This window comes from Bacteroides sp. GD17 (assembly GCF_038448625.1).
Taxonomy (GTDB): Bacteria; Bacteroidota; Bacteroidia; order Bacteroidales; family Bacteroidaceae; genus Bacteroides.
In genome coordinates this window covers 84,398-108,082 of the sequence record NZ_JBCEZS010000010.1, presented here as the reverse complement: position 1 = coordinate 108,082, position 23,685 = coordinate 84,398, and the positions used below count along the sequence as shown (strand labels likewise).

The following is a 23,685-nucleotide window of genomic DNA, read 5'->3' as shown; positions in this document are numbered from 1 at the left end:
ATAAAAGCTATAACTAGAAAAATGAGAGTAAAATCCCTTTTATGTACGTTCCTCTTGCTGCTGTTGGCAGGAGGAATGTTTGCGCAGGTACAGGCGGGTGCTGTACATCCCAAACGTGAATTCCGTGCAGCGTGGATACAGTCGGTTAACGGACAATTCCGCGGAGTGCCGACTGAGAAGTTGAAAGAAAATCTGATAGGCCAGTTGAATTCTTTGCAAGGGGCAGGAATCAATGCCATCATCTTCCAGGTACGTCCTGAGGCCGATGCACTGTACGCTTCCCGCCTGGAGCCGTGGAGCCGCTTCCTTACCGGAGTTCAGGGCAAGGCTCCCGATCCGTACTGGGACCCTATGGAGTTTATGATTGAGGAGTGCCACAAGCGTGGTATGGAGTTCCATGCGTGGATCAATCCGTATCGCACCAAGACAACTCTGAAGAGTGAACTGGCACCTAATCATGTATACAATATTCATCCGGAATGGTTCGTTACTTATGGTGACCAGTTGTTCTTCGACCCGGCATTGCCCGAAAGCCGCCGGCACATCTGCATGGTGATAAGTGATATCGTCTCCCGTTATGACGTGGATGCAATCCACATGGATGACTATTTTTATCCTTATCCCATAAAGGGAGTCGATTTCCCTGACGATGCCAGTTTTGCCCGTTATGGCGGAGGTTTCAGCAATAAGGCAGATTGGCGACGGAGCAATGTCAACGTTCTGATCAAGAAGATACACGAGACGGTACGCGAGATAAAGCCTTGGGTAAAGTTCGGTGTTTCTCCGTTCGGCATTTATCGTAACGAAAGTAGCGATCCGCTTGGCAGCAAGACCAAAGGGTTGCAGAACTATGATGACCTCTACGCCGACGTTCTGCTGTGGGCGCGCGAAGGTTGGATTGATTATAATATTCCGCAGATTTATTGGCAGATAGGGCATCCGGTGGCCGATTATGAAACGTTGGTGAAGTGGTGGGCAAAGAATACGGAGAACCGTCCTTTGTTTATCGGCCAGTCCGTAATGAATACGGTACAGAATGCAGATCCGCAGAATCCTTCTTTCAACCAGCTTCCGCGTAAGATGGCCTTGCAACGGGCTTATCAGACTATTGGCGGTAGTTGCCAGTGGCCGGCAAGTGCGGTTGTAGAGAATGCGGGTAAATATCGCGATGCCTTGATTGCCGAATATCATAAATACCCTGCTCTGCCCCCTGTGTTCGACTTTATGGACAACGAGGCACCGGACAAGGTGCGCAAAGTGAAACCGGTGTGGACAGCAGACGGATATATCCTCTTTTGGACAGCTCCGAAGTATGAAGAAGAGATGGATCGCGCCGTGCAATATGTGGTTTATCGCTTTGGTGCAAAGGAAAAAGTGAATATTGATGATCCTTCGCACATTGTAGCCATTACGCGCGATAATTTCTACAAGCTGCCTTATGAGAACGGAAAAACGAAATACCGTTATGTGGTGACAGCGCTCGACCGCCTGCACAACGAATCCAAATCAGTAGGGAAAAAAGTGAAACTTTGATAATTAATAAAGTATCAGTCCGGCAATACCACATGCTATAATCATTCCTATCGGATTCAGTTTGTACTTCTTTGTACCCACAAATGCTACAAGAAAGATGATACAGCTGATGACGAAGGAATACATATCTTCTTTCGGAGAACTGAAGTTCTCCGAATTCATCAACACCAGCGCTGCGGAAGCCAGCAGTCCTACCACCGCCGGGCGGAGTCCGCTGAATACGGCTTCCACAGAAGGGTGTTTCTGATATTTTAAAAAGAACTTGCTGATGGTCAGCATCAGGATGAAGGAGGGGAGTACTACGGCAAAGGTGGCCACTACAGATCCCCAGACGCTGCCTGTGGCAGTGAAGCCCACATAGGTTGCCGAATTGATTCCTATTGGTCCGGGAGTCATCTGGCTGATGGCTACGATATCAGTGAATTCTTGTGGAGTGAGCCAGCCGTAGCGGGTGACCACTTCACCTTGTATCATGGACAGCATGGCATATCCGCCGCCAAAGCCGAAAAGGCCGATCTTGAAGAATGTATAGAATAACTGTAAATAAAGCATGCTTAGTGATTAACGGTTAGTGATTAATGATTAGTTTGTCCCGGTCTCTTGATCCTTCCATATATATAGCCTCCTACGCCCGCTGCGATAATAATCCAGATAGGAGAGAATCCCAGCAGCCAGATGAGCAGGGCTGAAACAACCGGTATCCATATATTATGCAGGTTTATCTTAGCCGATTTAGCCATACTGAATGTAGGAGCGGCAATCAGGGCAACCACTGCCGGGCGGATGCCTTTGAATATACGTTCTACGATAGCATTGTCCTTGAAGTTGTGAAAGAACAGTGCGATGGCAAGGATGATGAGGAATGAAGGAAGTATGGTGCCTAATGCGGCAGTAATGCTTCCGCGTATTCCGCGCAACCTGTATCCTATGAAGATGGATATATTGACGGCAAGGATGCCCGGAGCAGATTGAGATATGGCAAGCAAGTCTATAAAGTCTTCTTTAGCTATCCAGTTGCGCTTGGTAACGATTTCATTCTCTATCAGCGGTACCATGGCATAACCACCGCCGATGGTGAAAGCTCCGATCTTAAAGAAGATAGAGAATGCTTCAAGATATATATTCATATAATAATGTTATAATGTTGTAAGGTGATAAAGTGATATAGTGATAAGGTGATAAAGTGATGAGTTATCACCTTATCACTCTGTCACTCCATCACTCTTGTTTTCCCCCTTCTTAGCATATTGGCTGGGGCTCATATTGAAATGCTTCTTGAATACTTCACGGAAATACTTGGCATCACTGAATCCGGTCATTTCAGAGACCTCAGTGACCGTGTGCTTCTGCTCCTTTAATAGTTTGGCAGCATGTTGCAGGCGGATCAAGCGGATATAATCTGCCGGAGCCTGGTCGGTCAGGGCTTTTATCTTATTGTAGAAGCTGGTCCGGCTCATATTCAGTAAGTTGCAAAGTACGTCTACATTGAAGCTCGGGTTATCCATATTGTCCTCCACGTGCTTCTTGACGGTGGCGATGAACTTCCAGTCTATATCGGTGGAGCAGTTGATGCAGTCCGAGGCATTCTGGTCGTTGCTCAAATCCAAATCGGCATATTTGCGGCGAAGCAAAGCACGGTTGGTCAGGAGATTGGCTATCGTTGCACGTAATATACCGATGTTGAAAGGTTTCACGATATATTCGTCCGCTCCGCTCTGCAACCCTTCGATAATGTTCTTGTCGGTGTTCAGCGCTGTGAGCAGGATGATGGGAATGTGGGAGGTTTCGATATCATTCTTCAGGATATGGCATAGTTCGTCACCTCTCATTTCGGGCATCATGATGTCCGAGATAATAAGGTTGGGGCGGTATTCCTTTACAATGGTAAGTGCTTCCTTTCCGTTGGGGCATACTTGTATGTTATATTGCTCCAGCAATGTTCCACGCAGATATTCCCTCAGCTCATCATTGTCTTCTACAATCAGGATCTTCTGATGATTATCGTTGTTTTGCGCCAGTTCCTGCGTCTTTTCGTAGATGCCGGGAAGAGCCGGTGTTGTATTGATAGGTACACCTGCTGCCGAGTAAACTACTCTTTCGTTGTTCGGTTTGGGACGCTGAATGGCCTTGCGGTAATGTCTGTTACCCTTAGGGAAGACTATTTTGATGGAAGAGCCCTTTCCTTCCGTACTACTGAAACTCAGTTTTCCTTTGTGCAGGTGGACGAGTTTCCACACCAGAAGCAATCCGATGCCGCTGCCTGTAACTTTGGAATTGATGGCGTTGCTGCCCCGGAAGTGCATCTTGAACAATTTCTTCTGCTCGGATGCAGGGATTCCGATGCCGGTATCTTTCACTTCGATGCTCCACGTGTCATCCGTTTCGTTGGCAAAGATATGCACGCTTCCGCCTTCGGGAGTATACTTCAGTGCATTGGATATGATATTTTTCAGGATGGAGTCCATTTTGTCCTTATCCAACCATATATTCAGATAGCGGAAGTTGCTCTCGTAGGTCAGGTTGATATGCTTGATGTCTGCATACGAACGGAATGCGGAAATGGTTTCTTCCATGTAGGTGCTCAACTCATATTCGGATACATACAGGCTTCCTGAGTAAGTGTCTGCACGTTCAAAGTTTATCAGGTTGGTGGTAAGACGTAGCAAGGCATTCACATTCCGCAAGGCTGTATTGATATTGCTCCGGCCGTTGGTGCTGATGTTTTCACGTTCGAAAAGCTCTTCCAAAGGTGCTTTGATAAGCGTCAGCGGAGTACGTATGTCGTGCGCCGTATTGATGAAGAAACGAATCTTTTCGTCGGAGGCTTTCCTCTGTTTCCGCATTATGATTATACGCAAGACGATGGTTACGATGGATATGAGAAGGATAGCATACAGTATCAGTGCCCAGATGCTGAGCCAGATGGGCTGTTCTATGATGACTTTTATGCTGCGTTCTTCCAGGATGATACGCCGGTCTTCATTGGAAATGGCACGTACACGCAATGTATATTCGCCCGGGCTGAGATTGGTAAAGCGGATAATATTCTCTTGCCCCGCCCGGCTCCATCCATCGTAGAAGCCTTCCAGCTTCCAGGAGTATAGTATAAGTGACGGGTAATCGTAATTTATATTCGATACTTGCAACGAGAAAATATTCTGGTTGTATTTCAGTCGTAATGTCTTGGTTTCGTCAATATCCATAATGAGGGGCGAACCTTCGTCTTTAGGATATACTGTTTGGTAGAAGACCCGTAAATCGCTGAATATCATCTTAAACTTATAAGCACGGGGTAATTTCATATCTTTGCGGAATTCTACAGCTCCATCTATACTTCCGAAAACGAAGTTGCCGTTTTTCCGCAGTGTGCCGGAGAGCGCATTGAAATGGTCGGTTTTCAACCCTTGTTCTTTGGTCCAGTTGTGGAAGGTCTTTTCGGTGGGATTGAAAGAAGACAGACCATGTTCTGTACTCAGGAAAATGTCACTTTTTCCATCATACAAAATTGTATAAATGTTGTTGGAAATTAGGGCACAGTTATCAGTGTAGTAGTGCTTGAAGGTGTTTTGGGCAACGTCATATATCAATAAGCCGGCGTTATTGGTGCCGATATACAGCAATCCGTCGGGAGTCTGGCATAATGAATAGATGTAATATGATTCTACCGGCATCTGGATGTATTTATACTTGCCGCTTTCCTTTTCCAACAGGTATAACCCTGTAGCAGTACCTATCCACATGTGTTTGGAGTCTTTCTCTATAATGGAAGTAATGCTGCTCAATCCTGGGAAATACCGTATGTTTTTCTTCTGATAGTCTATTTGTTTCAGGTTGTAGTATCCTCCGGACCAAATACTGCCCGCAGAGTCCTTTACAATGGAACGGATATATTTGTCGGGACGCATATTCAAATTACTAAATAGGGAAGGGGAAAAGAAGTCAACGGACAATTGCTTCTTGTTTATCTGGTAAATGCCGGAGCTATATCCTCCTGCCCAAATAATGCCGGGAGCTACTTCGCACAGCGATATGAAAGTATGGTTCTTATTATGATGTTCAGGATCGAAAACGCTGAGAAAGGAGTGCCATTGCTTGGTTTTACTCTTATACAGGCTGATACCATTGTTGGTGGCATACCATAAATCTCCTTCCGCATCTTCGATGATGGCGTTTACCTGATCGTTGATAAGCGACTGTTTGTTGCCGATGGAATGCTTTATCCATTCGTAATCGGGATACCGGTCGTCTCGCACGGTTATACCGATAGGATAATTGGCCATCCAGATGCGTTGCTCGTCGTCAATGTAGATGTCGTTGATAGTGTTGCCGTTCATTGCATTGTACCGGTTGTAGTCGGCAATAATGTATGGAGCCGATTCGTAGGTGTTTGTATTCATTTTGTAGACACCGGCACCATCCGTAGCAATCAGTATTTCATCGTCCTTGAAGGCGCGGATGCGGCTGATACTGATGTCTGTCAGTCCGGAATGCAAAGGCATTATCTTGTGTGTATTCATGTCATAGACAAGCATTCCCCGCTGGAAGGTTCCGATAAAAACTTTGTGTGAGGACTTATGATAGAAAAGTACATTGATTTGTAGCTTTAAACTATCCAGTTGTGCACAAGGACTCAATATGAGTGTTTTATTTTGGAGCTCGGCATAATGAATGCCGATATCTGTTCCGATAAAGAAATGTGTGGAGTCAGTTTGCTGGATATCTGTAATTCTCTCTCCGATTTCATTTTCGATGAATGTAACGCTGTCGGTATTGCTGTCGTATAAATACAAAGCATCTTCGTTGCACAGCCATATAACGCTGTTGGTATCTACAAAACCATAGCTGATGGGAGTAGGACGTCCTTTAACTTCACTCTCCGGCAGTTTGTACACCATTTGGAACTTGTCGTGTTTGGTGTCGTAACGAAATACACGTCCTTTTTTACCGATCTCCCATAATGTCCCCTTAGAATCCATATACAGCCAATTCAGGTTCATCATGGAGTTTACCTCTTCTTCTTCATCCACCAATTTATATTGCTTGAAGTCTTTGCCATTGTATCGGTCAATGCCGTCGTGGGTGAGGAACCACATATAGCCTTTCTGGTCTTTCTGAATGGCATACACTCGTCTGTTACTCAGACCGTCTTCAACGCCTATATATTTGTACGTCTGGGCGGTACATATAATGGGTAATAGTAGTAATATGATGAAGAAGAAACGCTTTCTCATAATTGTCGTAGGTTTTTTTGAAAGTTGATATCAATAAGAGAAGTGATAAAATTAACACAAAAGTAATGCTTTTGTTTGAGAAAAGCAAAAAAAGGACATGAAGAGTGGAAAACAAACAAGCGCGGAATTGTGAATAATCCGCGCTTGTTGCATATTTATTAAGGAAGAGAAAATTAATTATTTCTTCTTGTCTTCTACCCATTTACGTGCATTGACAAATGCTTCTATCCAAGGAGTCACCTGGTCGCTATGCAGGCGATCGGCAGGATAGTAACCATTCTGCCAGGGGAAGATGGCACGTTCCAAGTGGGGCATGATTGCCAGATGGCGTCCGTCGGCGCTGGCCAATGCTGCAACCGAGTAATCCGAACCGTTCGGATTGGCAGGATATTCGTCATAGGTAAACTTGGCTACCACATTGTATTTGTCTTCTTCATACGGTAAAGCGAACTTACCTTCTCCGTGGGCCACCCAGATACCGAGTTTGCTTCCGCTCAGAGAGCCGAACATTACGCTGCGGTTGGTCGGGATGGTAAGACCGATAAAGGTGGATTCAAATTTATGAGAATCGTTATGCAACATCTTTCCTTGTTTCTTGTGTTCTGGGTTGATGAGGTTCAGTTCCATCATCAGCTGGCAGCCATTGCATACACCGAGTGAAAGGGTGTCTTCGCGGGCATAGAACTTATCAAGGGCTTCCTTGGCTTTCGGGTTAAAGAGGAAGGCGCCTGCCCATCCTTTGGCCGAACCAAGAACGTCGGAGTTGGAGAAGCCGCCGCAATAAACAACCATGTTCACATCTTCCAGCGTTTCGCGTCCGCTGATAAGGTCGGTCATCGTCACGTCTTTCACATCGAAACCTGCCAAGTAGAGTGAATAGGCCATTTCGCGTTCTCCGTTGGTTCCTTTCTCACGGATAATGGCGGCACGGATGCCGGTTGGCGTCCGACGGTTCGGGTCGATGCCATACTGTGAGAACTTGCCTTTGAAGTCCGGCATGAATACCAGATCCAGCGGTTGCATCTTGTAGTTCTCGAAACGCTTCTTGGCGCAACCGTTCATGGATTGCTTGCGGTCGAGCAAGTAAGAAGTGGAGTACCATACATCGCGCATATAGTCGATGCCGAACTGGTAAGTGGCGTCACCCTTTGATACGAGGATATGGCGTTCATCGGTCGGCTTACCCAGTTTGATGTAACCTACACCTGCATCTTCCAATATCTTCTTGACCTCTTCTTTGTGCTTGTCGTTCACTTGGATAACGATACCCGGGTTCTCGGCAAACAGGATCTTGATGAGGTCTTGTTCCTTCATCTTGTCCAGATTGATTTCCAGACCGCCTTCTACATTGGCAAAACACATTTCAAGCAGGGTCGTGATAAGACCGCCGGCAGAAATGTCATGTCCGGCAAGAATCAATCCTTTGTTTACCAATTCCTGTACGGCAAGGAAAGCGTCGCGGAAGTATTCGGCATCTTGTACGCAGGGTACTTCGTCGCCAACCTTACCCAGCGATTGGGCAAAGGCCGAGCCGCCCAACTTCAGGCTGTCGAAGCTGAAGTCGATATGATAAAGAGTGGTTTTTTCGTTATTGACCAATACGGGAGAAACGACTTTCTTCACGTCGGAAACTTCACCGCCTGCAGAAACGATAACCGTTCCGGGAGCAATGACCTTGCTGCCGTCGGGGTATTTCTGAGTCATGGAGAGAGAGTCTTTACCCGTCGGCACATTGATTTGCAGAGCGCAGCAGAAGTCGCTCAATGCTTTCACTGCCGTGTACAGACGTGCGTCTTCGCCTTCTTGCGAGCGGCAGGGCCACATCCAGTTGGCGGAGAGTGATACGCTGTCCAATCCTTCGGCAAGCGGTGCCCAAACCAAGTTGGTCAATGCTTCGCTGACGGAAAGTACGGAACCGGCTGCCGGGTCGGCAAGCGCTGCTTGAGGGGCATGTCCCAGAGAAGTGGCGATACCTTTCTCACCGCGATAGTCCAAAGCAACTACACCGCAGTCGCTCAACGGCAACTGCAATTCGCCCTGGCATTGCTGACGGGCTATTTTACCCGTTACGGAGCGGTCCACCTTGTTGGTCAACCAGTCTTTACATGCCACAGCCTCCAGTTGGAGTACGTTTGTGAGATATTCGTGCAGCTTGGAAAGCTCGTATTTCGGCATTTCATAGTGACGTTCTACAGTCTTGTCCACCATATAAGTCTTGGGAGAAGAACCGAACATCTGTTCTACGGCAAGGTCGAACGGACGTACACCGTCGGCTTGCTGGAAGGCAAAGCGGTGGTCGCCGGTCGTTTCACCGACTACGTACATCGGGGCGCGTTCGCGTTCGGCCACTTTGCGTACGTGTTCGATGGCTTCTTCTTCGATGAGCAGACCCATGCGTTCCTGGCTCTCGTTGGCAATGATTTCTTTGGCGGACAGCGTTTTGTCACCGATAGGCAGTTTGCTCATGTCGATTACGCCACCACACTCTTCTACCAGCTCGGACAGACAGTTTACGTGTCCGGCCGAACCGTGGTCGTGGATGGAGACAACGGGGTTGGTGTCCTCCTCGCAAAGTGCGCGCACTACGTTGTAGGCACGTTTCTGCATTTCGGCATTGGCACGTTGCACGGCGTTCAGTTCGATGCCGCTGCTGTAACGTCCGGTATCTACTGAAGACACGGAACCACCGCCCAAGCCGATGCGGTAGTTGTCACCACCGATGACTACTACCTTGTTGCCGGCTTCGGGTGCACCCTTCAGACAGTCGCGCTGGGTACCGTAGCCTATACCACCGGCAAGCATAATCACTTTGTCGTAGCCGTAAACTTCATCGTTCTCCTTATGTTCGAAGGTCAGTACGGAACCGCAAATCAGCGGTTGGCCGAACTTGTTACCGAAATCGCTGGCGCCGTTGGATGCTTTGATCAGAATCTGTTCCGGGGTTTGATATAGCCATTGGCGTACCGGCAGGATTTCTTCCCAGGGGCGTCCTTCGTCTGTGCGGGGATAAGAGGTCATGTAGACGGCTGTTCCGGCGATGGGCCAGGAGCCCTTGCCACCACCCATACGGTCGCGGATTTCACCGCCCGTACCGGTCGAAGCTCCGTTGAACGGTTCTACGGTAGTAGGGAAGTTGTGCGTTTCGGCTTTCAGCGAAATAACGCTCTTGATGTCTTTTACCTGGAAGAAATCGGGTTTTGAGTGGTCTGCCGGAGCAAACTGCTCGATAACCGGTCCTTCGGCAAAAGCTACATTATCCTTATAGGCGGAGATTATCTTGTTGGGATTCTCTTGCGTAGTTTTTTTAATCATCTGGAAGAGGGACGATTCCTGCTCCACTCCGTCGATGATGAATGTTCCGCCAAAGATTTTGTGGCGGCAGTGTTCGGAGTTGATTTGTGCGAAACCGAATACTTCGGAGTCGGTAAGCGGACGTCCGAGATCTTTCTCTACCTTTTTGAGATAGTCCATTTCCTCTTTGGAGAGGGCGAGACCTTCTTTTTCGTTGTATGCTTCCAGGTCTGCGATGTGTACAATCGGTTCCGGCTGGCGATTCGTAGTAAATACGTTTTGGTCCAGACCTTTGTACATGCGTTGCAGCATCGGGTCGCGGTCGGCATTCTCATCCTTTACGGGGAAGTATTCTTCGATGCGGGTGATACCGTTCAAGCCCATGTTCTGGGTGATTTCCACGGCATTTGTACTCCAGGGGGTAATCATTTCGCGACGCGGGCCGACGAAATGTCCTTTCAGGTTGTCTTCACTTTCGGGGGTGGCTTCTCCAAAAAGCCAGCAGAGTTTGTCGCTGTCTGCCTGGGCGAGTGCGTGGTCACATTCTACGGCAATCACGCTCTTGGATGGGGTTCTGAAAAAAAGAATCATACTTATATTTACGATTTTACGATTTACGACTTCTTCGGGTGCAAAGATAATACTTATCTTCGCTTTCGCGGCAAAGATATACAAAATCGGTGGGGAGGAGAAAAAAATGAGTAAATAAAAAAAAGAGAAGAATCTCTTTTCTCCATCATAATGGAAAAGAGATTCTTCACTGCGTTCAGGATATGTGTCCTGAGCTATATTATGCACTTATGAATTTCGGTTATTGGGGAGTGTAAACCTGGCTTGGGTTTGAATGGTTATACCAGTCATAAGTCGGGTCCTCAAACCATCGAGTGAAATTTGAGTACGCTTTAGTGATGCTTACCGTTTCTTGAGGCCATTTGAATTTATTGCCGGGAATGCGCATTCCCCAAGTGGCTCTTTTCTCTTTGTCCTGAGTATTCCAATGAATTCGAGTGCCATTAACTTCAATATAGAAATCAATGTCGTCCATGTTCAGTCCTTTTTTAACGCCATCAAATTCTAATTTGAAGGATTGTGCAGGGTGAGAGGGTTGATCGTTTATTGTATTAATAAGGGCCGAACTGTTTTCATCTTTTGCAAGGACCAAATGTGCTTCAAGCGCATTACCTTGTTCATCACTGAATAAAGGTTGTGTTTTATTGTCTACCTCAACATAAGGAACTATTTTGTATGAAGCGCCAACAGCTTTCAACTGACCTTCAATAGTTAATTTACTCTCTTGTTGAGAAGCGGTCATAGAAACCACGATGTCATTCATATCATAGTCGCCTTGCTCGGGATACATATCTTCAATGATGTAGGTATAAGTACCTAACTCATTCTTTTCATCAGTTCCGAAGCCGCCGCTACATTCGGTTCCAGCAATAACAATCATGCCTGTGGCATCTTCTGTCCAAGATCCAATATTATGTGAACCTCTTTGGGGAGATTCGACCAAAATTTCTTTTCTTACGGTTAAATTATCCTTACCATTATTGCTCCAACTGCCAACTTGCAACAATCCTACATATGTTGTACCCTTTATATATTCATCTTGCTCCGGTGTCTCAAATTCACCATCATCGCCAAAACCTATTTCACAATTCTGGGCAGAGGTTAGAGATCCGGTAACCCTTAACCAAGCTCCTGTCTCCATAGTTATCTTCATATCCGAAGCATTTAGTCTCAGACTGCCACAGGACATATAGCTTCTTTCGTCCAGTTCTATTTTATTTGACTGGAAATGAACTTCTCCATCTACAATGATACAACCACCAGGTAATTTGCCATCATCATTGTCATCATTATCCAATTTGGCACCGGCTTCCACATGTAAATTCCCTGTCACATGCACATAGCCATTATTTTCCAATGAAGAACTCTTATCTTCATTATTTTGATTTCCAACAAGAACCAAATCTCCATTAACAGTTAGTTTGCCGGTATCTTCCACATCAATCTCCCACCCATGTAATAAGGCTTTTCCATTAATTACTAATGTGCCTTCTACTTCTATTTCTACATACTGCAAGTCTCCGGTAATAGAAGGCAACGTAATTGTAGTTCCTCTTTTAATCTTATACTCCTTCACGTCATTCTTTTTGCCTCCTTGTATTTGAGATGCATCCGTTACTATAACTGCATCATCATTGCCACGGGTATTAACTGTACTGCGTGTTTTTGAACTACTGCTAAACGAATAGTTTATCATAGTTCCTTCTACAGCAACCTCTTTCATCGTTATTACTTCGGAAGCATTTGCATTTTTAAACACCTGTGCTATATACAATTTGGAAACCGTGGCCGGAATCACAATTTCTTGTGAAAAAGGCATGTCTCCGGTTACTTTGCCGGAAGCTGCTACCGGCAGAACACCTTCTCCGGGAGCTTTATCATATACGCGTACTGCATAATAATATTTTCCGTCGTACTCATCGTTTACTTCTACATTAACGGTTAATGCTTTAGTAGTGGACCAATCGAAATTTTCAGGAACACGTGCATCTAAATTCGGGTTATAATTTGGATCATAAACATCCTCCTTACAGCCGGCTAATACACATGTCATTACCAATAAACCCATTACTCCTTTTTTCATAATGTTGTGCTTTTAAATTATAATAGAAAACCTACAATTAAATTTTGTACAAAGTTATGAAATAGTTACATATATACAAAAGAAAACTTGTATTTATTTGTCGTAAACTTGATATATTAACACTTCTATCTTGCTTAGTTGGCGATTATATGATAACTCCCTTCTACTATTGTTTTAGGAATTGAAAGGGGCAGATACTTGCTGATAAGATGCTAATAGCTATTCGTCCCCCTATACGGTTTCTTTCGTACCACTGCAGTGGTACGAAAGAAACCGTATAGGGGGACGAATTTTACACTGTAGTGAAACGAATAAGCGTTTACTGTATCACAACTTCATCTACGAACAGGAATTGTTTCTTCCCTTGTATGGCATGGAAACGCACGTAGCGTGCTTGGACCGGTGTTCCAATCCAGCCGAAATCGCGGAAAATGACGTCTTTCCCGGCTTCTTCTTCACTGCAGAGATCACTGCCCAATAAGGTGAAATCTTTGCCGTCTGTCGATGCCCATACCTCTACCTTGGCAGGTAGGAATACTTGTGGAGTACGGATTTGCATGAAGTTTGCCACAACGCGGTGGATGGAGGTGACCTTGCCCAGATCTATCGTTGCATCCAAGTCGTTGGGACAGAAGCCCTGCCAACGTCCGTCCATGTAACTTTTTCCGCCACGAAGTCCGTCGAGCAGACCAGTGTCTCCACCGCCTTTATAGACTTCTTTGTGCTGGTAATATCCTCCGTCCTTGGCATAGGTTATCTGCTTTCCTATACCCTTGTGATAGTCGGTACGCAGGTGGAGGCTCTTGCCGAGCGGGGTGGCGCCGTCAAAAAGGCGGGCAGTCAGCAAGAGGGAGTCTTTGACGATGAACGGCTTTTTGTAAAGCTTGGACGAGGCAGTAGGTTCCGAACCGTCCATTGTATAACGAATGTCGATGGGATATTTCTCAGAAGTGAGTGACAGCATGATTCTTTTCTTTGCATAATCCACCGTCTGGCTGCTTTGGACTTGTTCCGACAGGGTGAACGGGTGATAGCCTTTCGTCTTGATATGGCGGATTTCGTTGTTGATGCGTCGTTTGAAGTTTTCCGGCTGACGGTTTCTTTGGGGAGTCCAGCCCACTTCTGCCAAGGCGATGATGCGCGGATATATCATGTATTCCGCATGTTGGGCGGTGGGGATGTATTCTGCCCAGACGTTGCCTTGTACACCTAATATATATTTGGTGATGTCAGTGCCCAATGAATCGGGGGCGGGGTCGTAGGAATACGTTTGTCCGAGGGAGACACAGGCACCGAAGGCAAGAGGCTGGGTTTCAGGGTCGTCTTGATAGTGGTCCAGATAACAATAGCTTTCCGGGGTCATGATGGCATAGTGGCCCATGTGTGCAGCAGAAATGCCGCCTTCCGTTCCACGCCATGACATGACGGTGGCGTTGGGGGCAAGGCCGCCGTCCAGTATCTCGTCCCAGCCGATGATGTCGCGTCCTTTGGAGTTGAGGTACTTTTCGATGCGGGTTATCATGTAGCTTTGCAGTTCGCTTTCATCTTTCAGACCTTCGTCTTTCATACGCTTCTGGCACTTGGGACATGCTTTCCAGTGGCGTCTGCTGGCTTCGTCTCCGCCGATGTGAATGTAGTGGGAGGGGAAGAGGCGTATCACTTCGTCCAGCACGTCTTCGAAGAACTTGAAGGTCTCTTCGTTGCCGATGCATACCTCGCCCGATGTGTAAGGCTCTCCCGTGCAGGACAGTTGCGGATAGGCGGCCAGCACTTCACCGGAATGTCCCGGCATCTCTATTTCGGGGATGACCGTGATATGCCGCAGGCGGGCGTATTCCACTACTTCGCGTACGTCGGCTTCTGTGTAGTAGCCTCCATAGGCTCCTTCTTCACCTTTCTCGCAGAAGTGGTGGTCGTATTTTCCCCAGTCTTGCAGATTGGCAGCCTTGCGCCAGGCGGCGAATTCCGTCAGGCGGGGATAGCCGGGGATTTCCAGCCGCCATCCGGCTCCGTCGGTCAGGTGCCAGTGCAGGCGGTTGATTTTGTAAGTAGCTATCAGGTCGAGCTGTTTCTTGATGTGCTCTTTGTCGAAGAAATGCCGGGATACGTCCAGGTGGAGGCCCCGATAGGGGAAACGGGGCTCGTCCTCGATGACGGTTACAGGCAGTTCCTTGCCGTTACGGGCGAGTTGTGCCAATGTTTGCAGGCCGTAGAAGGCACCGGTGGCCGACTTGGCCTGGATGTTTACTCCTCTCTTGCTGATTTCCAGTTTGTAGCCTTCAGGGGAGGCGGGACTGTCCGATCGTTCGGAGACTTCTATGCTCACGAAAGGCGTTTCATTGCTCAGCTTCATGGGGATGGAATAGCCGGGCAGATAGGCCAGCAGATCGTCCATGTCCGATTGCGGCAGATTGGCCGAGAAGGTAATCGTAGACGGAAGTTTGACTGTTTTAGAGGTTGTTTTCTCGAACTGCGGGTATGGTATCATACTGAGTTCTTTGGGTGTTCCGCAAGCTGCCAATAAGAAAGCAGCAGCAGAAACGAGAGTGATGGGGGCTTTAAATAATCTCATTTTTGCAATACTGTTAAGTTCGGAGGTAAATATACGGAATAATATGTAAAAAGGATAATCTTTGCTTTTTAAAATCCTTTTCGGTCGAAAAAACGTTAACACAATTCGTTCGTCTCATAAAAAAGTACGATATTTGCAGCCATGATTCAGATAGAGACCATATTTGACATATTGTGGAAAGGGTTCATTATCGGCGTCATTGTGTCCGCGCCGTTGGGTCCCGTAGGTGTATTATGCATTCAACGTACCTTGAATAAAGGGCGCTGGTATGGTTTCGTAACTGGGATAGGAGCTTCGCTGAGCGATATTGCATACGCTTTGTTGACAGGATATGGGATGAGTTTCGTATTTGATTATGTCAACAAGAACATATTCTATCTACAGCTTTTCGGAAGCATCTTGTTGCTGGCATTCGGTATTTATACTTTCCGCAGCAATCCCGTACAGTCCATTCGGCCCGTGTCCACGAATAAAGGGTCTTATTTCCATAACTTCATCACGGCGTTCGCCGTCACACTTTCCAATCCGCTTGTTATTTTCTTATTCGTAGGTCTTTTTGCCCGCTTTGCTTTTGTCAGTGAAGGGGTGTTGGTATTCGAGGCCGTTACCGGATATTTGGCCATTGCGCTGGGCGCTTTGGCTTGGTGGTTTGGCATTACTTTCTTTGTTAATAAGGTCCGTACGCAGTTCAACTTGCGTGGTATCTGGATATTGAACCGTATTATCGGAAGCATTGTCATGGTGGTGTCCGCACTTGGATTGGTGTTCACGCTGATGGGCGAATCACTGTATTAGGTGATAGTTGATAAATGATAGTTGATAGTTCGCGGTATGAAGATAGCACAAGAATTGAAGGAGAAGAATATAGCCGAATACCTTATATATATGTGGCAGGTGGAAGACTTGCTGCGTGCCAATGGCTGTGATATAGACCGGATAGGGCGGAATATCATTGCGCGTTATCCCGCAGAGGAGCGTCCGGCACTGGAAGAGTGGTATGGAAACCTTGCCGACATGATGCGTGCCGAGGGTGTCACGGAGAAGGGACATCTGCAAATCAACCGGAATGTTATTCAGAACCTGACGGAGCTGCATGGAGAGTTGCTGGCTTCCACGAAATATCCGTTTTATAATGCGGCTTACTTCAAGGCGTTGCCTTTTATCGTGGAGTTGCGCCAGAAAAACGGCCAGCGGGAAGAGTCCGAACTCGACACGTGTTTTGAGGCACTCTATGGGGTGCTGCTGTTGCGCCTGCAGAAGAAAGAAATCAGTCAGGGCACGGCAAAGGCGATAGAGGTCATCAGCAGTTTCATTTCGTTGCTTGCCAATTACTATGACAAGGAGAAGCGTGGCGAACTGGAGCTGGATTAAGGAAGAATTGTTCATCGTAACATCAATATTATAAGTGTAACTTTTTAAATGAATATTTTAATAACCGGTGCCAATGGTCAACTTGGCAATGAGATGCAAGTGCTGTCGAAAGAGAATCCCCGGCACTCTTATTTTTTCACTGACGTACAGGAATTGGATATTTGCGACGAACAGGCTGTGAACCAGTTTGTACGGGATAATCAGATTGATATCATCGTGAACTGTGCTGCATATACGGCTGTGGATAAGGCGGAAGATAATCCCGAACTCTGCGACAAGCTGAATCATATTGCTCCGGGCTATCTGGCTGCTGCGGCCGAGGCTTGCGGGGCTGCATTGATACAGGTGTCTACCGACTATGTATTCGATGGAACGGGGCATATTCCTTATACTGAAGATATGACTCCTTGTCCCAATTCGGTTTATGGAACTACTAAGTTGGCCGGTGAACAGGCGGTGATGGAGAAGTGCAGTCGTGCTATGATTATACGTACGGCGTGGCTATACTCCATTTATGGAAACAATTTTGTAAAGACGATGCTGCGTCTGGGGCGTGAGCGTGAAACGCTGGGCGTTGTCTTCGACCAGATTGGTACGCCGACCTATGCTAATGACCTGGCGCGTGCCATCTTTGCGGCGATTGATAAGGGGATTGTTCCCGGTGTTTATCACTTCAGTGATGAAGGCGTTTGTTCCTGGTACGATTTTACCTTGGCAATTCATCGCATGGCAGGAATTACTACTTGCAAGGTAAGCCCGCTGCATACGGACGAGTTCCCTGCTAAGGCTCCGCGACCACATTATTCGGTATTGGATAAAACGAAGATAAAGAAGACCTTCAGCATTGAAATTCCTCACTGGGAAAGTAGCTTGAAGGCATGTATTGAACAGTTAGAGAAATAATAACTATATGGCCAATAACAACGAAATAGAAAGAAGACGAACCTTTGCGATTATTGCGCACCCGGATGCCGGTAAAACGTCATTGACTGAAAAGCTGTTGCTTTTCGGTGGACAGATTCAGGTGGCAGGTGCCGTGAAGAGTAATAAGATAAAGAAGACAGCAACGTCCGACTGGATGGATATCGAAAAGCAGCGTGGTATCTCCGTAACCACTTCGGTGATGGAGTTCGACTATCACGACTACAAGATTAACATCCTCGATACTCCCGGTCACCAGGATTTTGCCGAAGATACCTACCGCACGCTGACTGCTGTAGATAGCGTTATCATCGTGGTGGATGGTGCCAAAGGTGTGGAAACCCAGACCCGCAAGCTGATGGAAGTCTGCCGTATGCGCAACACGCCGGTAATAATCTTCGTCAATAAGATGGACCGCGAAGCCAAAGACCCTTTCGACTTGCTGGACGAATTGGAAGAAGAACTCTCCATTCACGTCCGTCCGTTGACGTGGCCTATCGAGAGCGGTATCCGCTTTAAGGGAGTTTATAACATTTACGAGCATAATCTGAACCTCTTCCAGCCTTCCAAGCAGGTGGTGACCGAGAAAGTGGAAGTAGATATCAATACCGAAGAACTGGATGCACAGATCGGTGCACAGTTGGCCGACAAGTTGCGCGGCGAACTGGAACTGATAGACGGCGTTTATCCTGAATTTGACAAGGCAGAATACCTGAAAGGTGACCTTGCTCCCGTATTCTTCGGTTCGGCACTGAATAACTTCGGCGTGCAGGAGTTGCTGGACTGCTTTGTGGAGATTGCTCCCAGTCCCCGTCCCGTGAAGGCGGAAGAACGTGAGGTGGAACCGGAAGAACCTAAATTCACCGGATTCATCTTTAAGATAACCGCCAATATCGATCCGAATCACCGTTCCTGTATCGCATTCTGCAAGATATGCTCGGGTAAGTTTACGCGCAATGCTCCCTATCTGCATGTGCGTCATGGCAAGACGATGCGTTTCTCTTCGCCCACGCAGTTTATGGCGCAACGCAAAACAACCATCGATGAGGCATGGGCGGGAGATATTATCGGTTTGCCGGATAACGGTACGTTCAAGATTGGAGATACGCTGACCGAGGGTGAGATGCTTCATTTCCGCGGTCTGCCCAGCTTCTCGCCCGAGATGTTCAAGTACATCGAGAATGCCGACCCGATGAAGCAAAAACAGCTTGCCAAGGGTATCGACCAGTTAATGGACGAAGGTGTGGCGCAGTTGTTCGTCAATCAGTTCAACGGCCGCAAGATTATCGGTACGGTAGGGCAGTTGCAGTTCGAGGTCATTCAGTATCGCTTGGAGAATGAATACAGCGCCAAGTGCCGCTGGGAGCCGCTTAGTCTGTACAAGGCTTGCTGGATAGAGAGCGATGACGCGGAAGAACTGGAAGCGTTCAAGAAACGCAAGTACCAGTATATGGCGAAGGATCGCGAGGGTAGGGACGTATTTCTGGCCGATAGCGGGTATGTGTTGCAGATGGCACAGATGGACTTCAAGCATATTAAGTTCCACTTTACGAGTGAGTTCTGATTTCATATTTTAAAATAGTATAAGGAGAGCGCAAAGGACAAAATACTTTGCGCTCTTGTTATTAGATGTAAGGAGAAAACACTATCTTTGCTTTTGCAACGATAAATATGTATTGATTATGAAAGCTATAGAACTGGATGCATGCCGGAATGAATTGGCGCGTGAGATATTGGCTACTAATAGTATGGAGGTATTGAAGTCTGTACGTCGTGCTTATCACCGTGCTGTGCGTAAGGAAATGGAGAAAGCCGAAAGACTTGCTCCTTATAGCATGGAAGAACTGAATACTCGGATTGATGAGGCTGAGGCCGAATTTGCGGCAGGAGAAGGAATACCTGCTGAGATAGCACATCAAAGGATGAAGCAATTCATTGCCGGCTTATGAGAGTAGAATGGTCACCTTGTGCATTACGTGAATGGGAAAATACCGTGCGTTATATCTTTCGTGAGTTTGGCAGGAAGGCTGCTGAGGAATTTGAACAAGATATAGCCAAATGGGAGTCTCGTATAACTATAAACCCGGAATTGGCACATCAAGAGCTTCTACTGAAAGATCGGATTAAATTGTATCGAGGGTTGATAGTAAGTAAACATAGTAAGCTAATCTTTTATGTAGAAGACGAAGTTGTTTATATTGCCGACCTTTGGGACATGCGCCGCGAACCTTCCCGACTATCCCGTCGTTTAAAATAAATAAAGAATATACGTCTTTTCTTCCTGTTTGGGAAGAGTGGGGTAAAAGTGCCGGTTCTATTGGCAATGATGACAGCGACAATCCCGGCGGCAGCGACGGCGACCAAAGTGAAAATCCGCTGGGCTAATCATCCTTGTTTCAGCAGGTTTCTGTATCTTGACACATCTTTGTGATAATTGTTCCCGTGCTGCTTTCCCTGCGGCGCGGGAACTTTTAATTTTAGCATATTTTATTATATTTTTCTACCTTTCTTTTATGGATTATCGCTAATTTCGAGCGATTTTTCGTAAATCGGGCTAAATAACTAATAAATTATTAATATGGAAAACTTGAATACAGCACTTCTGCTGATGGTAGTAGGTATGGCTACAGTCTTCGCTATCCTGCTGATTGTTATCTACTTAGGAAAAGGTCTCATTGCACTTGTGAACAAATATGCACCCGAAGAGGTGGTACCTGCCAAGGCGGCAAGTGGTCCGGCAGCAATTCCCGGAAATATATTGGCGGCTATCAGTGCTGCCGTAACTGTGGTGACACAAGGTAAAGGCAAGGTAGCTAAGGTAGAGAAAATCTGAAATAATAATCTTATATAAAAACACACCGAATAATTTAGTATGAAAAAAGAAATTAAGTTCAGCCTGGTATTCAGGGACATGTGGCAGAGTGCCGGAAAATATGTACCTCGTGTAGACCAGCTGGTAAAGGTAGCTCCCGCCATCATTGAGATGGGTTGTTTTGCACGTGTGGAAACCAATGGCGGAGGTTTTGAACAGGTAAATCTGTTGTTTGGGGAAAATCCGAATAAAGCCGTACGCGAGTGGACGAAACCATTCCACGAAGCCGGTATTCAGACTCACATGCTGGACCGTGCCTTGAACGGACTCCGCATGAGCCCCGTACCCGCCGACGTGCGCAAGTTGTTTTATAAAGTAAAGAAGGCACAAGGTACGGACATCACGCGTACATTCTGCGGATTGAATGATGTCCGTAATATCATTCCGTCTATCGGCTACGCCAAGGATGCCGGAATGATTTCACAATGTTCGCTTTGTATTACCCATTCGCCTATCCATACGGTAGAGTATTATACCGACATGGCATTGAAACTGATCAAAGCGGGTGCCGACGAAATCTGTATCAAAGATATGGCAGGTATCGGACGTCCGGTATCACTGGGTAAGATTGTTGCCAATATCAAGGCTGCACATCCCGAAATCCCGGTACAGTATCACAGCCATGCAGGTCCCGGTTTCAACATGGCGAGCATCCTCGAAGTTTGCGAGGCCGGTTGCGACTACATTGACGTAGGTATGGAACCGCTGTCATGGGGTACAGGACATGCCGACTTGCTCAGCGTGCAGGCCATGCTGAAAGATGCCGGCTTCCAGGTTCCTGAAATCAACATGGAGGCATACATGAAGGTACGCTCCCTCATTCAGGAATTTATGGACGACTTCCTCGGTTTGTACATCAGTCCGAAGAACCGCTTGATGAACTCCTTGCTGATCGGTCCCGGACTGCCGGGCGGTATGATGGGTAGTTTGATGGCGGATCTGGAATCCAACCTGGAATCTATCAATAAGTATAAGGCAAAACGCAACCTGCCGTTCATGACGCAGGACCAGCTGCTTATCAAGCTCTTCAACGAAGTGGCTTATGTATGGCCGCGCGTCGGTTATCCTCCGTTGGTAACTCCGTTCAGCCAGTACGTCAAGAACCTCTCCATGATGAACGTGATGGCATTGGAGAAGGGCAAGGAGCGTTGGGGCATGATAGCCGACGATATCTGGGATATGCTGCTGGGCAAGGCAGGCAAACTGCCGGGCGAGCTGGCTCCCGAAATCATTGAGAAAGCTGACCGTGAAGGACGCAAATTCTTTACCGGCAACCCGCAGGATAACTATCCCGATGCATTGGACAAGTATCGCAAGCTGATGAAGGAGAATAAATGGGAACTGGGCGAGGACGACGAAGAACTCTTCGAATACGCCATGCATCCGGCACAATACGAGGCTTATAAGAGTGGCAAGGCCAAGCAAGACTTCCTGGAAGATGTGGAGAAGAAGCGCAAAGAGCGTGACAAAACTCCCGAAGACGATGCCAAACCAAAGACGCTTACTGTACAAGTGGACGGCCAGGCTTACCGCGTGACGGTGGCTTACGGTGACATTGACCTGCCAGCTTCGGCCACTGAAAAGATTTCTGCTCCCGTCGGTAAAGGACAAGATGTACCTGCTCCGCTCGAAGGCAAGTTCTTCCTGACGAAGAATGCCCAGGAGACTCCGGTGAAGGTGGGCGACAAAGTGAAGAAGGGCGACCTCCTCTGCTATATCGAAGCCATGAAGACGTACAATGCCATCCGTGCCGACTTTGACGGAACGGTGACGGCCATCTGCGTCAATTCGGGCGACTCTGTTTCTGAAGATGATGTATTAATGAAGATTGGATAATGGAAGATATATTTGCAAGACTTTATGATATGACGGCATTCAGCAATATCATTGCCGACCCGTCATTCCTCGTGATGTATGCCATTGCTTTCGTCCTGCTTTATTTAGGCATCAAGAAGCACTACGAACCGCTGTTGTTGGTGCCCATCGCTTTCGGTGTGCTCATTGCCAACTTCCCCGGCGGTGACATGGGTGTGATTCAGGCGGACGAGAACGGAATGGTATTGGTGAACGGGATAGCGAAGAACATCTGGGAGATGCCGCTGCACGAGATTGCGCACGACCTCGGCCTGATGAACTTCATCTATTATATGCTGATTAAGACTGGCTTCCTGCCGCCTATCATCTTCATGGGTGTGGGTGCGCTGACGGACTTCGGACCGATGCTGCGTAACTTGCGGCTTTCGATATTCGGTGCGGCTGCACAGTTGGGTATATTTACAGTATTGCTGTGTGCGGTGATGATAGGTTTTACGCCGCAGGAGGCAGGTGCGCTGGGCATCATTGGTGGTGCCGACGGCCCGACGGCTATCTTCACTACGATTAAGCTGGCTCCCCATTTGCTGGGTCCGATTGCCATTGCGGCATACTCGTACATGGCACTGGTGCCGGTGATTATACCGATGGTGGTGAAACTGTTCTGCTCTAAGAAGGAGTTGATGATTAACATGAAGGAGCAGGAAAAGCTCTATCCTTCTAAGACGGAAATCAAGAATCTGCGCGTACTGAAGATTATCTTCCCGATTGCAGTAACTACGATTGTTGCTCTGTTTGTTCCTACGGCCGTACCTTTGATTGGTATGTTGATGTTCGGTAACCTGATTAAGGAAATCGGTGCGGATACGAGCCGTCTGTTCGATGCGGCAGCCAACAGCATAATGAATGCGGCTACCATCTTCTTGGGACTGAGTGTCGGTGCTACGATGACGAGCGAGGCGTTCCTCAACTGGACGACGATCGGTATTGTGGTGGGTGGATTCCTGGCGTTTGCACTTTCCATTACGGGTGGTATCTTCTTTGTGAAGCTGTTCAATGTATTCAGCAAGAAGAAGATCAATCCGCTGATTGGTGCGACGGGATTGAGCGCGGTGCCTATGGCGAGCCGTGTGTGCAACGATATTGCTACGAAGTACGACCCGAAGAACCATGTATTGAACTACTGTATGTCCAGTAATATCTCCGGCGTAATCGGTTCGGCTGTTGCGGCGGGCGTGCTGATTTCGTTCCTGGGATAAGGATATAGATACGCGGACGACGCGGATTGAGGCGGACGGACGCGGAATGCTTTTCAGGCACGGATTACACGGATTTCACGGAATTAGATTGACTAAGGCTGTGTAATCCGTGTAATCCGTGCCTAATTTTTATATGTCTGCGTTCCTCCGTCTCAATCCGCGTCGTTCGC

The 23,685-nt window shown here is 47.2% G+C and carries 17 protein-coding genes; 11 read left to right on the top strand and 6 right to left on the bottom strand.

Features of this window, described 5'->3' with window-relative positions; all coding sequences use genetic code 11:
* Positions 1 to 21 precede the first annotated feature (21 nt).
* Positions 22 to 1,533 carry a glycoside hydrolase family 10 protein gene (locus tag AAE250_RS15765; protein WP_294600531.1) on the top strand — a complete coding sequence of 504 codons (1,512 nt, stop codon included), beginning with the start codon at positions 22 to 24 and terminating at the stop codon, positions 1,531 to 1,533.
* A 3-nt stretch (positions 1,534 to 1,536) separates the two neighbouring features.
* On the opposite strand, the gene AAE250_RS15760 is transcribed toward AAE250_RS15765, so the two are convergent.
* From AAE250_RS15760 to AAE250_RS15735, 6 genes are all read right to left on the bottom strand, one after another.
* Positions 1,537 to 2,085, bottom strand: a complete 549-nt coding sequence (locus tag AAE250_RS15760; RefSeq protein WP_294600534.1) for a chromate transporter — start codon at positions 2,083 to 2,085, stop codon at positions 1,537 to 1,539.
* A 23-nt stretch (positions 2,086 to 2,108) separates the two neighbouring features.
* Positions 2,109 to 2,660: a chromate transporter gene (locus AAE250_RS15755; RefSeq protein ID WP_294600536.1), complete on the bottom strand. Its 552-nt coding sequence runs from the start codon at positions 2,658 to 2,660 to the stop codon at positions 2,109 to 2,111.
* Between the two features lie 75 nt (positions 2,661 to 2,735).
* Positions 2,736 to 6,764, bottom strand: coding sequence for a hybrid sensor histidine kinase/response regulator transcription factor (locus AAE250_RS15750; RefSeq protein ID WP_294600538.1), 4,029 nt, complete (start codon positions 6,762 to 6,764; stop codon positions 2,736 to 2,738).
* A 177-nt stretch (positions 6,765 to 6,941) separates the two neighbouring features.
* Positions 6,942 to 10,646, bottom strand: coding sequence for a phosphoribosylformylglycinamidine synthase (purL, locus tag AAE250_RS15745; RefSeq protein WP_294600540.1), 3,705 nt, complete (start codon positions 10,644 to 10,646; stop codon positions 6,942 to 6,944).
* A 220-nt stretch (positions 10,647 to 10,866) separates the two neighbouring features.
* Positions 10,867 to 12,708, bottom strand: a complete 1,842-nt coding sequence (locus AAE250_RS15740) for an LruC domain-containing protein (RefSeq protein ID WP_294600542.1) — start codon at positions 12,706 to 12,708, stop codon at positions 10,867 to 10,869.
* Positions 12,709 to 13,027: 319 nt separating this feature from the next.
* The gene (locus tag AAE250_RS15735; RefSeq protein ID WP_294599868.1) at positions 13,028 to 15,280 is read right to left on the bottom strand and encodes a glycoside hydrolase family 20 protein; all 2,253 of its coding nucleotides are present in this window, start codon (positions 15,278 to 15,280) and stop codon (positions 13,028 to 13,030) included.
* A 141-nt stretch (positions 15,281 to 15,421) separates the two neighbouring features.
* On the opposite strand from AAE250_RS15735, the gene AAE250_RS15730 reads away from it, so the two are divergent.
* From AAE250_RS15730 to AAE250_RS15685, 10 genes are all read left to right on the top strand, one after another.
* Positions 15,422 to 16,075, top strand: a complete 654-nt coding sequence (locus AAE250_RS15730; RefSeq protein WP_294599865.1) for a LysE family translocator — start codon at positions 15,422 to 15,424, stop codon at positions 16,073 to 16,075.
* A 36-nt stretch (positions 16,076 to 16,111) separates the two neighbouring features.
* Positions 16,112 to 16,651: a DUF4924 family protein gene (locus AAE250_RS15725; protein WP_294599862.1), complete on the top strand. Its 540-nt coding sequence runs from the start codon at positions 16,112 to 16,114 to the stop codon at positions 16,649 to 16,651.
* Positions 16,652 to 16,699: 48 nt separating this feature from the next.
* Positions 16,700 to 17,554: a dTDP-4-dehydrorhamnose reductase gene (rfbD, locus tag AAE250_RS15720; protein WP_294599859.1), complete on the top strand. Its 855-nt coding sequence runs from the start codon at positions 16,700 to 16,702 to the stop codon at positions 17,552 to 17,554.
* A gap of 7 nt (positions 17,555 to 17,561) precedes the next feature.
* Positions 17,562 to 19,136 carry a peptide chain release factor 3 gene (locus AAE250_RS15715; RefSeq protein ID WP_294599857.1) on the top strand — a complete coding sequence of 525 codons (1,575 nt, stop codon included), beginning with the start codon at positions 17,562 to 17,564 and terminating at the stop codon, positions 19,134 to 19,136.
* Between the two features lie 118 nt (positions 19,137 to 19,254).
* Positions 19,255 to 19,521 (top strand): hypothetical protein, encoded by a 267-nt coding sequence (locus AAE250_RS15710; RefSeq protein ID WP_294599854.1) that lies wholly within the window; start codon positions 19,255 to 19,257, stop codon positions 19,519 to 19,521.
* Positions 19,518 to 19,829 carry a type II toxin-antitoxin system RelE/ParE family toxin gene (locus AAE250_RS15705; protein WP_294599851.1) on the top strand — a complete coding sequence of 104 codons (312 nt, stop codon included), beginning with the start codon at positions 19,518 to 19,520 and terminating at the stop codon, positions 19,827 to 19,829. The genes AAE250_RS15710 and AAE250_RS15705 overlap by 4 nt, the downstream gene beginning before the upstream one ends.
* On the top strand, positions 19,781 to 19,957 hold the full coding sequence (locus AAE250_RS15700; protein ID WP_294599886.1) for a hypothetical protein: 177 nt from the start codon (positions 19,781 to 19,783) through the stop codon (positions 19,955 to 19,957). The genes AAE250_RS15705 and AAE250_RS15700 overlap by 49 nt, the downstream gene beginning before the upstream one ends.
* Before the next feature lie 193 nt (positions 19,958 to 20,150).
* Complete coding sequence (locus AAE250_RS15695; protein WP_294599849.1) at positions 20,151 to 20,405, top strand: OadG family protein; 255 nt, start codon at positions 20,151 to 20,153, stop codon at positions 20,403 to 20,405.
* Positions 20,406 to 20,444: 39 nt separating this feature from the next.
* Entirely contained in the window at positions 20,445 to 22,280 is a 1,836-nt protein-coding gene (locus tag AAE250_RS15690; RefSeq protein WP_294599847.1) for a biotin/lipoyl-containing protein, read from the top strand.
* Positions 22,280 to 23,515 carry a sodium ion-translocating decarboxylase subunit beta gene (locus tag AAE250_RS15685; RefSeq protein ID WP_294599844.1) on the top strand — a complete coding sequence of 412 codons (1,236 nt, stop codon included), beginning with the start codon at positions 22,280 to 22,282 and terminating at the stop codon, positions 23,513 to 23,515. Before AAE250_RS15690 ends, AAE250_RS15685 begins: the two co-directional genes overlap by 1 nt.
* Positions 23,516 to 23,685: the final 170 nt, after the last annotated feature.

Bases quoted from the DNA above. Each gene is read 5' to 3' on its own strand.
- rfbD (WP_294599859.1), top strand. From the start codon at position 16,700: ATGAATATTTTAATAACCGGTGCCAATGGTCAACTTGGCAATGAGATG.
- AAE250_RS15695 (WP_294599849.1), top strand. From the start codon at position 20,151: ATGGAAAACTTGAATACAGCACTTCTGCTGATGGTAGTAGGTATGGCT.
- AAE250_RS15725 (WP_294599862.1), top strand. From the start codon at position 16,112: ATGAAGATAGCACAAGAATTGAAGGAGAAGAATATAGCCGAATACCTT.
- AAE250_RS15760 (WP_294600534.1), bottom strand. From the start codon at position 2,085: ATGCTTTATTTACAGTTATTCTATACATTCTTCAAGATCGGCCTTTTC.
- AAE250_RS15685 (WP_294599844.1), top strand. From the start codon at position 22,280: ATGGAAGATATATTTGCAAGACTTTATGATATGACGGCATTCAGCAAT.
- AAE250_RS15765 (WP_294600531.1), top strand. From the start codon at position 22: ATGAGAGTAAAATCCCTTTTATGTACGTTCCTCTTGCTGCTGTTGGCA.
- AAE250_RS15710 (WP_294599854.1), top strand. From the start codon at position 19,255: ATGAAAGCTATAGAACTGGATGCATGCCGGAATGAATTGGCGCGTGAG.
- AAE250_RS15690 (WP_294599847.1), top strand. From the start codon at position 20,445: ATGAAAAAAGAAATTAAGTTCAGCCTGGTATTCAGGGACATGTGGCAG.
- AAE250_RS15705 (WP_294599851.1), top strand. From the start codon at position 19,518: ATGAGAGTAGAATGGTCACCTTGTGCATTACGTGAATGGGAAAATACC.
- AAE250_RS15740 (WP_294600542.1), bottom strand. From the start codon at position 12,708: ATGAAAAAAGGAGTAATGGGTTTATTGGTAATGACATGTGTATTAGCC.
- AAE250_RS15735 (WP_294599868.1), bottom strand. From the start codon at position 15,280: ATGAGATTATTTAAAGCCCCCATCACTCTCGTTTCTGCTGCTGCTTTC.
- AAE250_RS15730 (WP_294599865.1), top strand. From the start codon at position 15,422: ATGATTCAGATAGAGACCATATTTGACATATTGTGGAAAGGGTTCATT.
- purL (WP_294600540.1), bottom strand. From the start codon at position 10,646: ATGATTCTTTTTTTCAGAACCCCATCCAAGAGCGTGATTGCCGTAGAA.
- AAE250_RS15755 (WP_294600536.1), bottom strand. From the start codon at position 2,660: ATGAATATATATCTTGAAGCATTCTCTATCTTCTTTAAGATCGGAGCT.
- AAE250_RS15715 (WP_294599857.1), top strand. From the start codon at position 17,562: ATGGCCAATAACAACGAAATAGAAAGAAGACGAACCTTTGCGATTATT.
- AAE250_RS15750 (WP_294600538.1), bottom strand. From the start codon at position 6,764: ATGAGAAAGCGTTTCTTCTTCATCATATTACTACTATTACCCATTATA.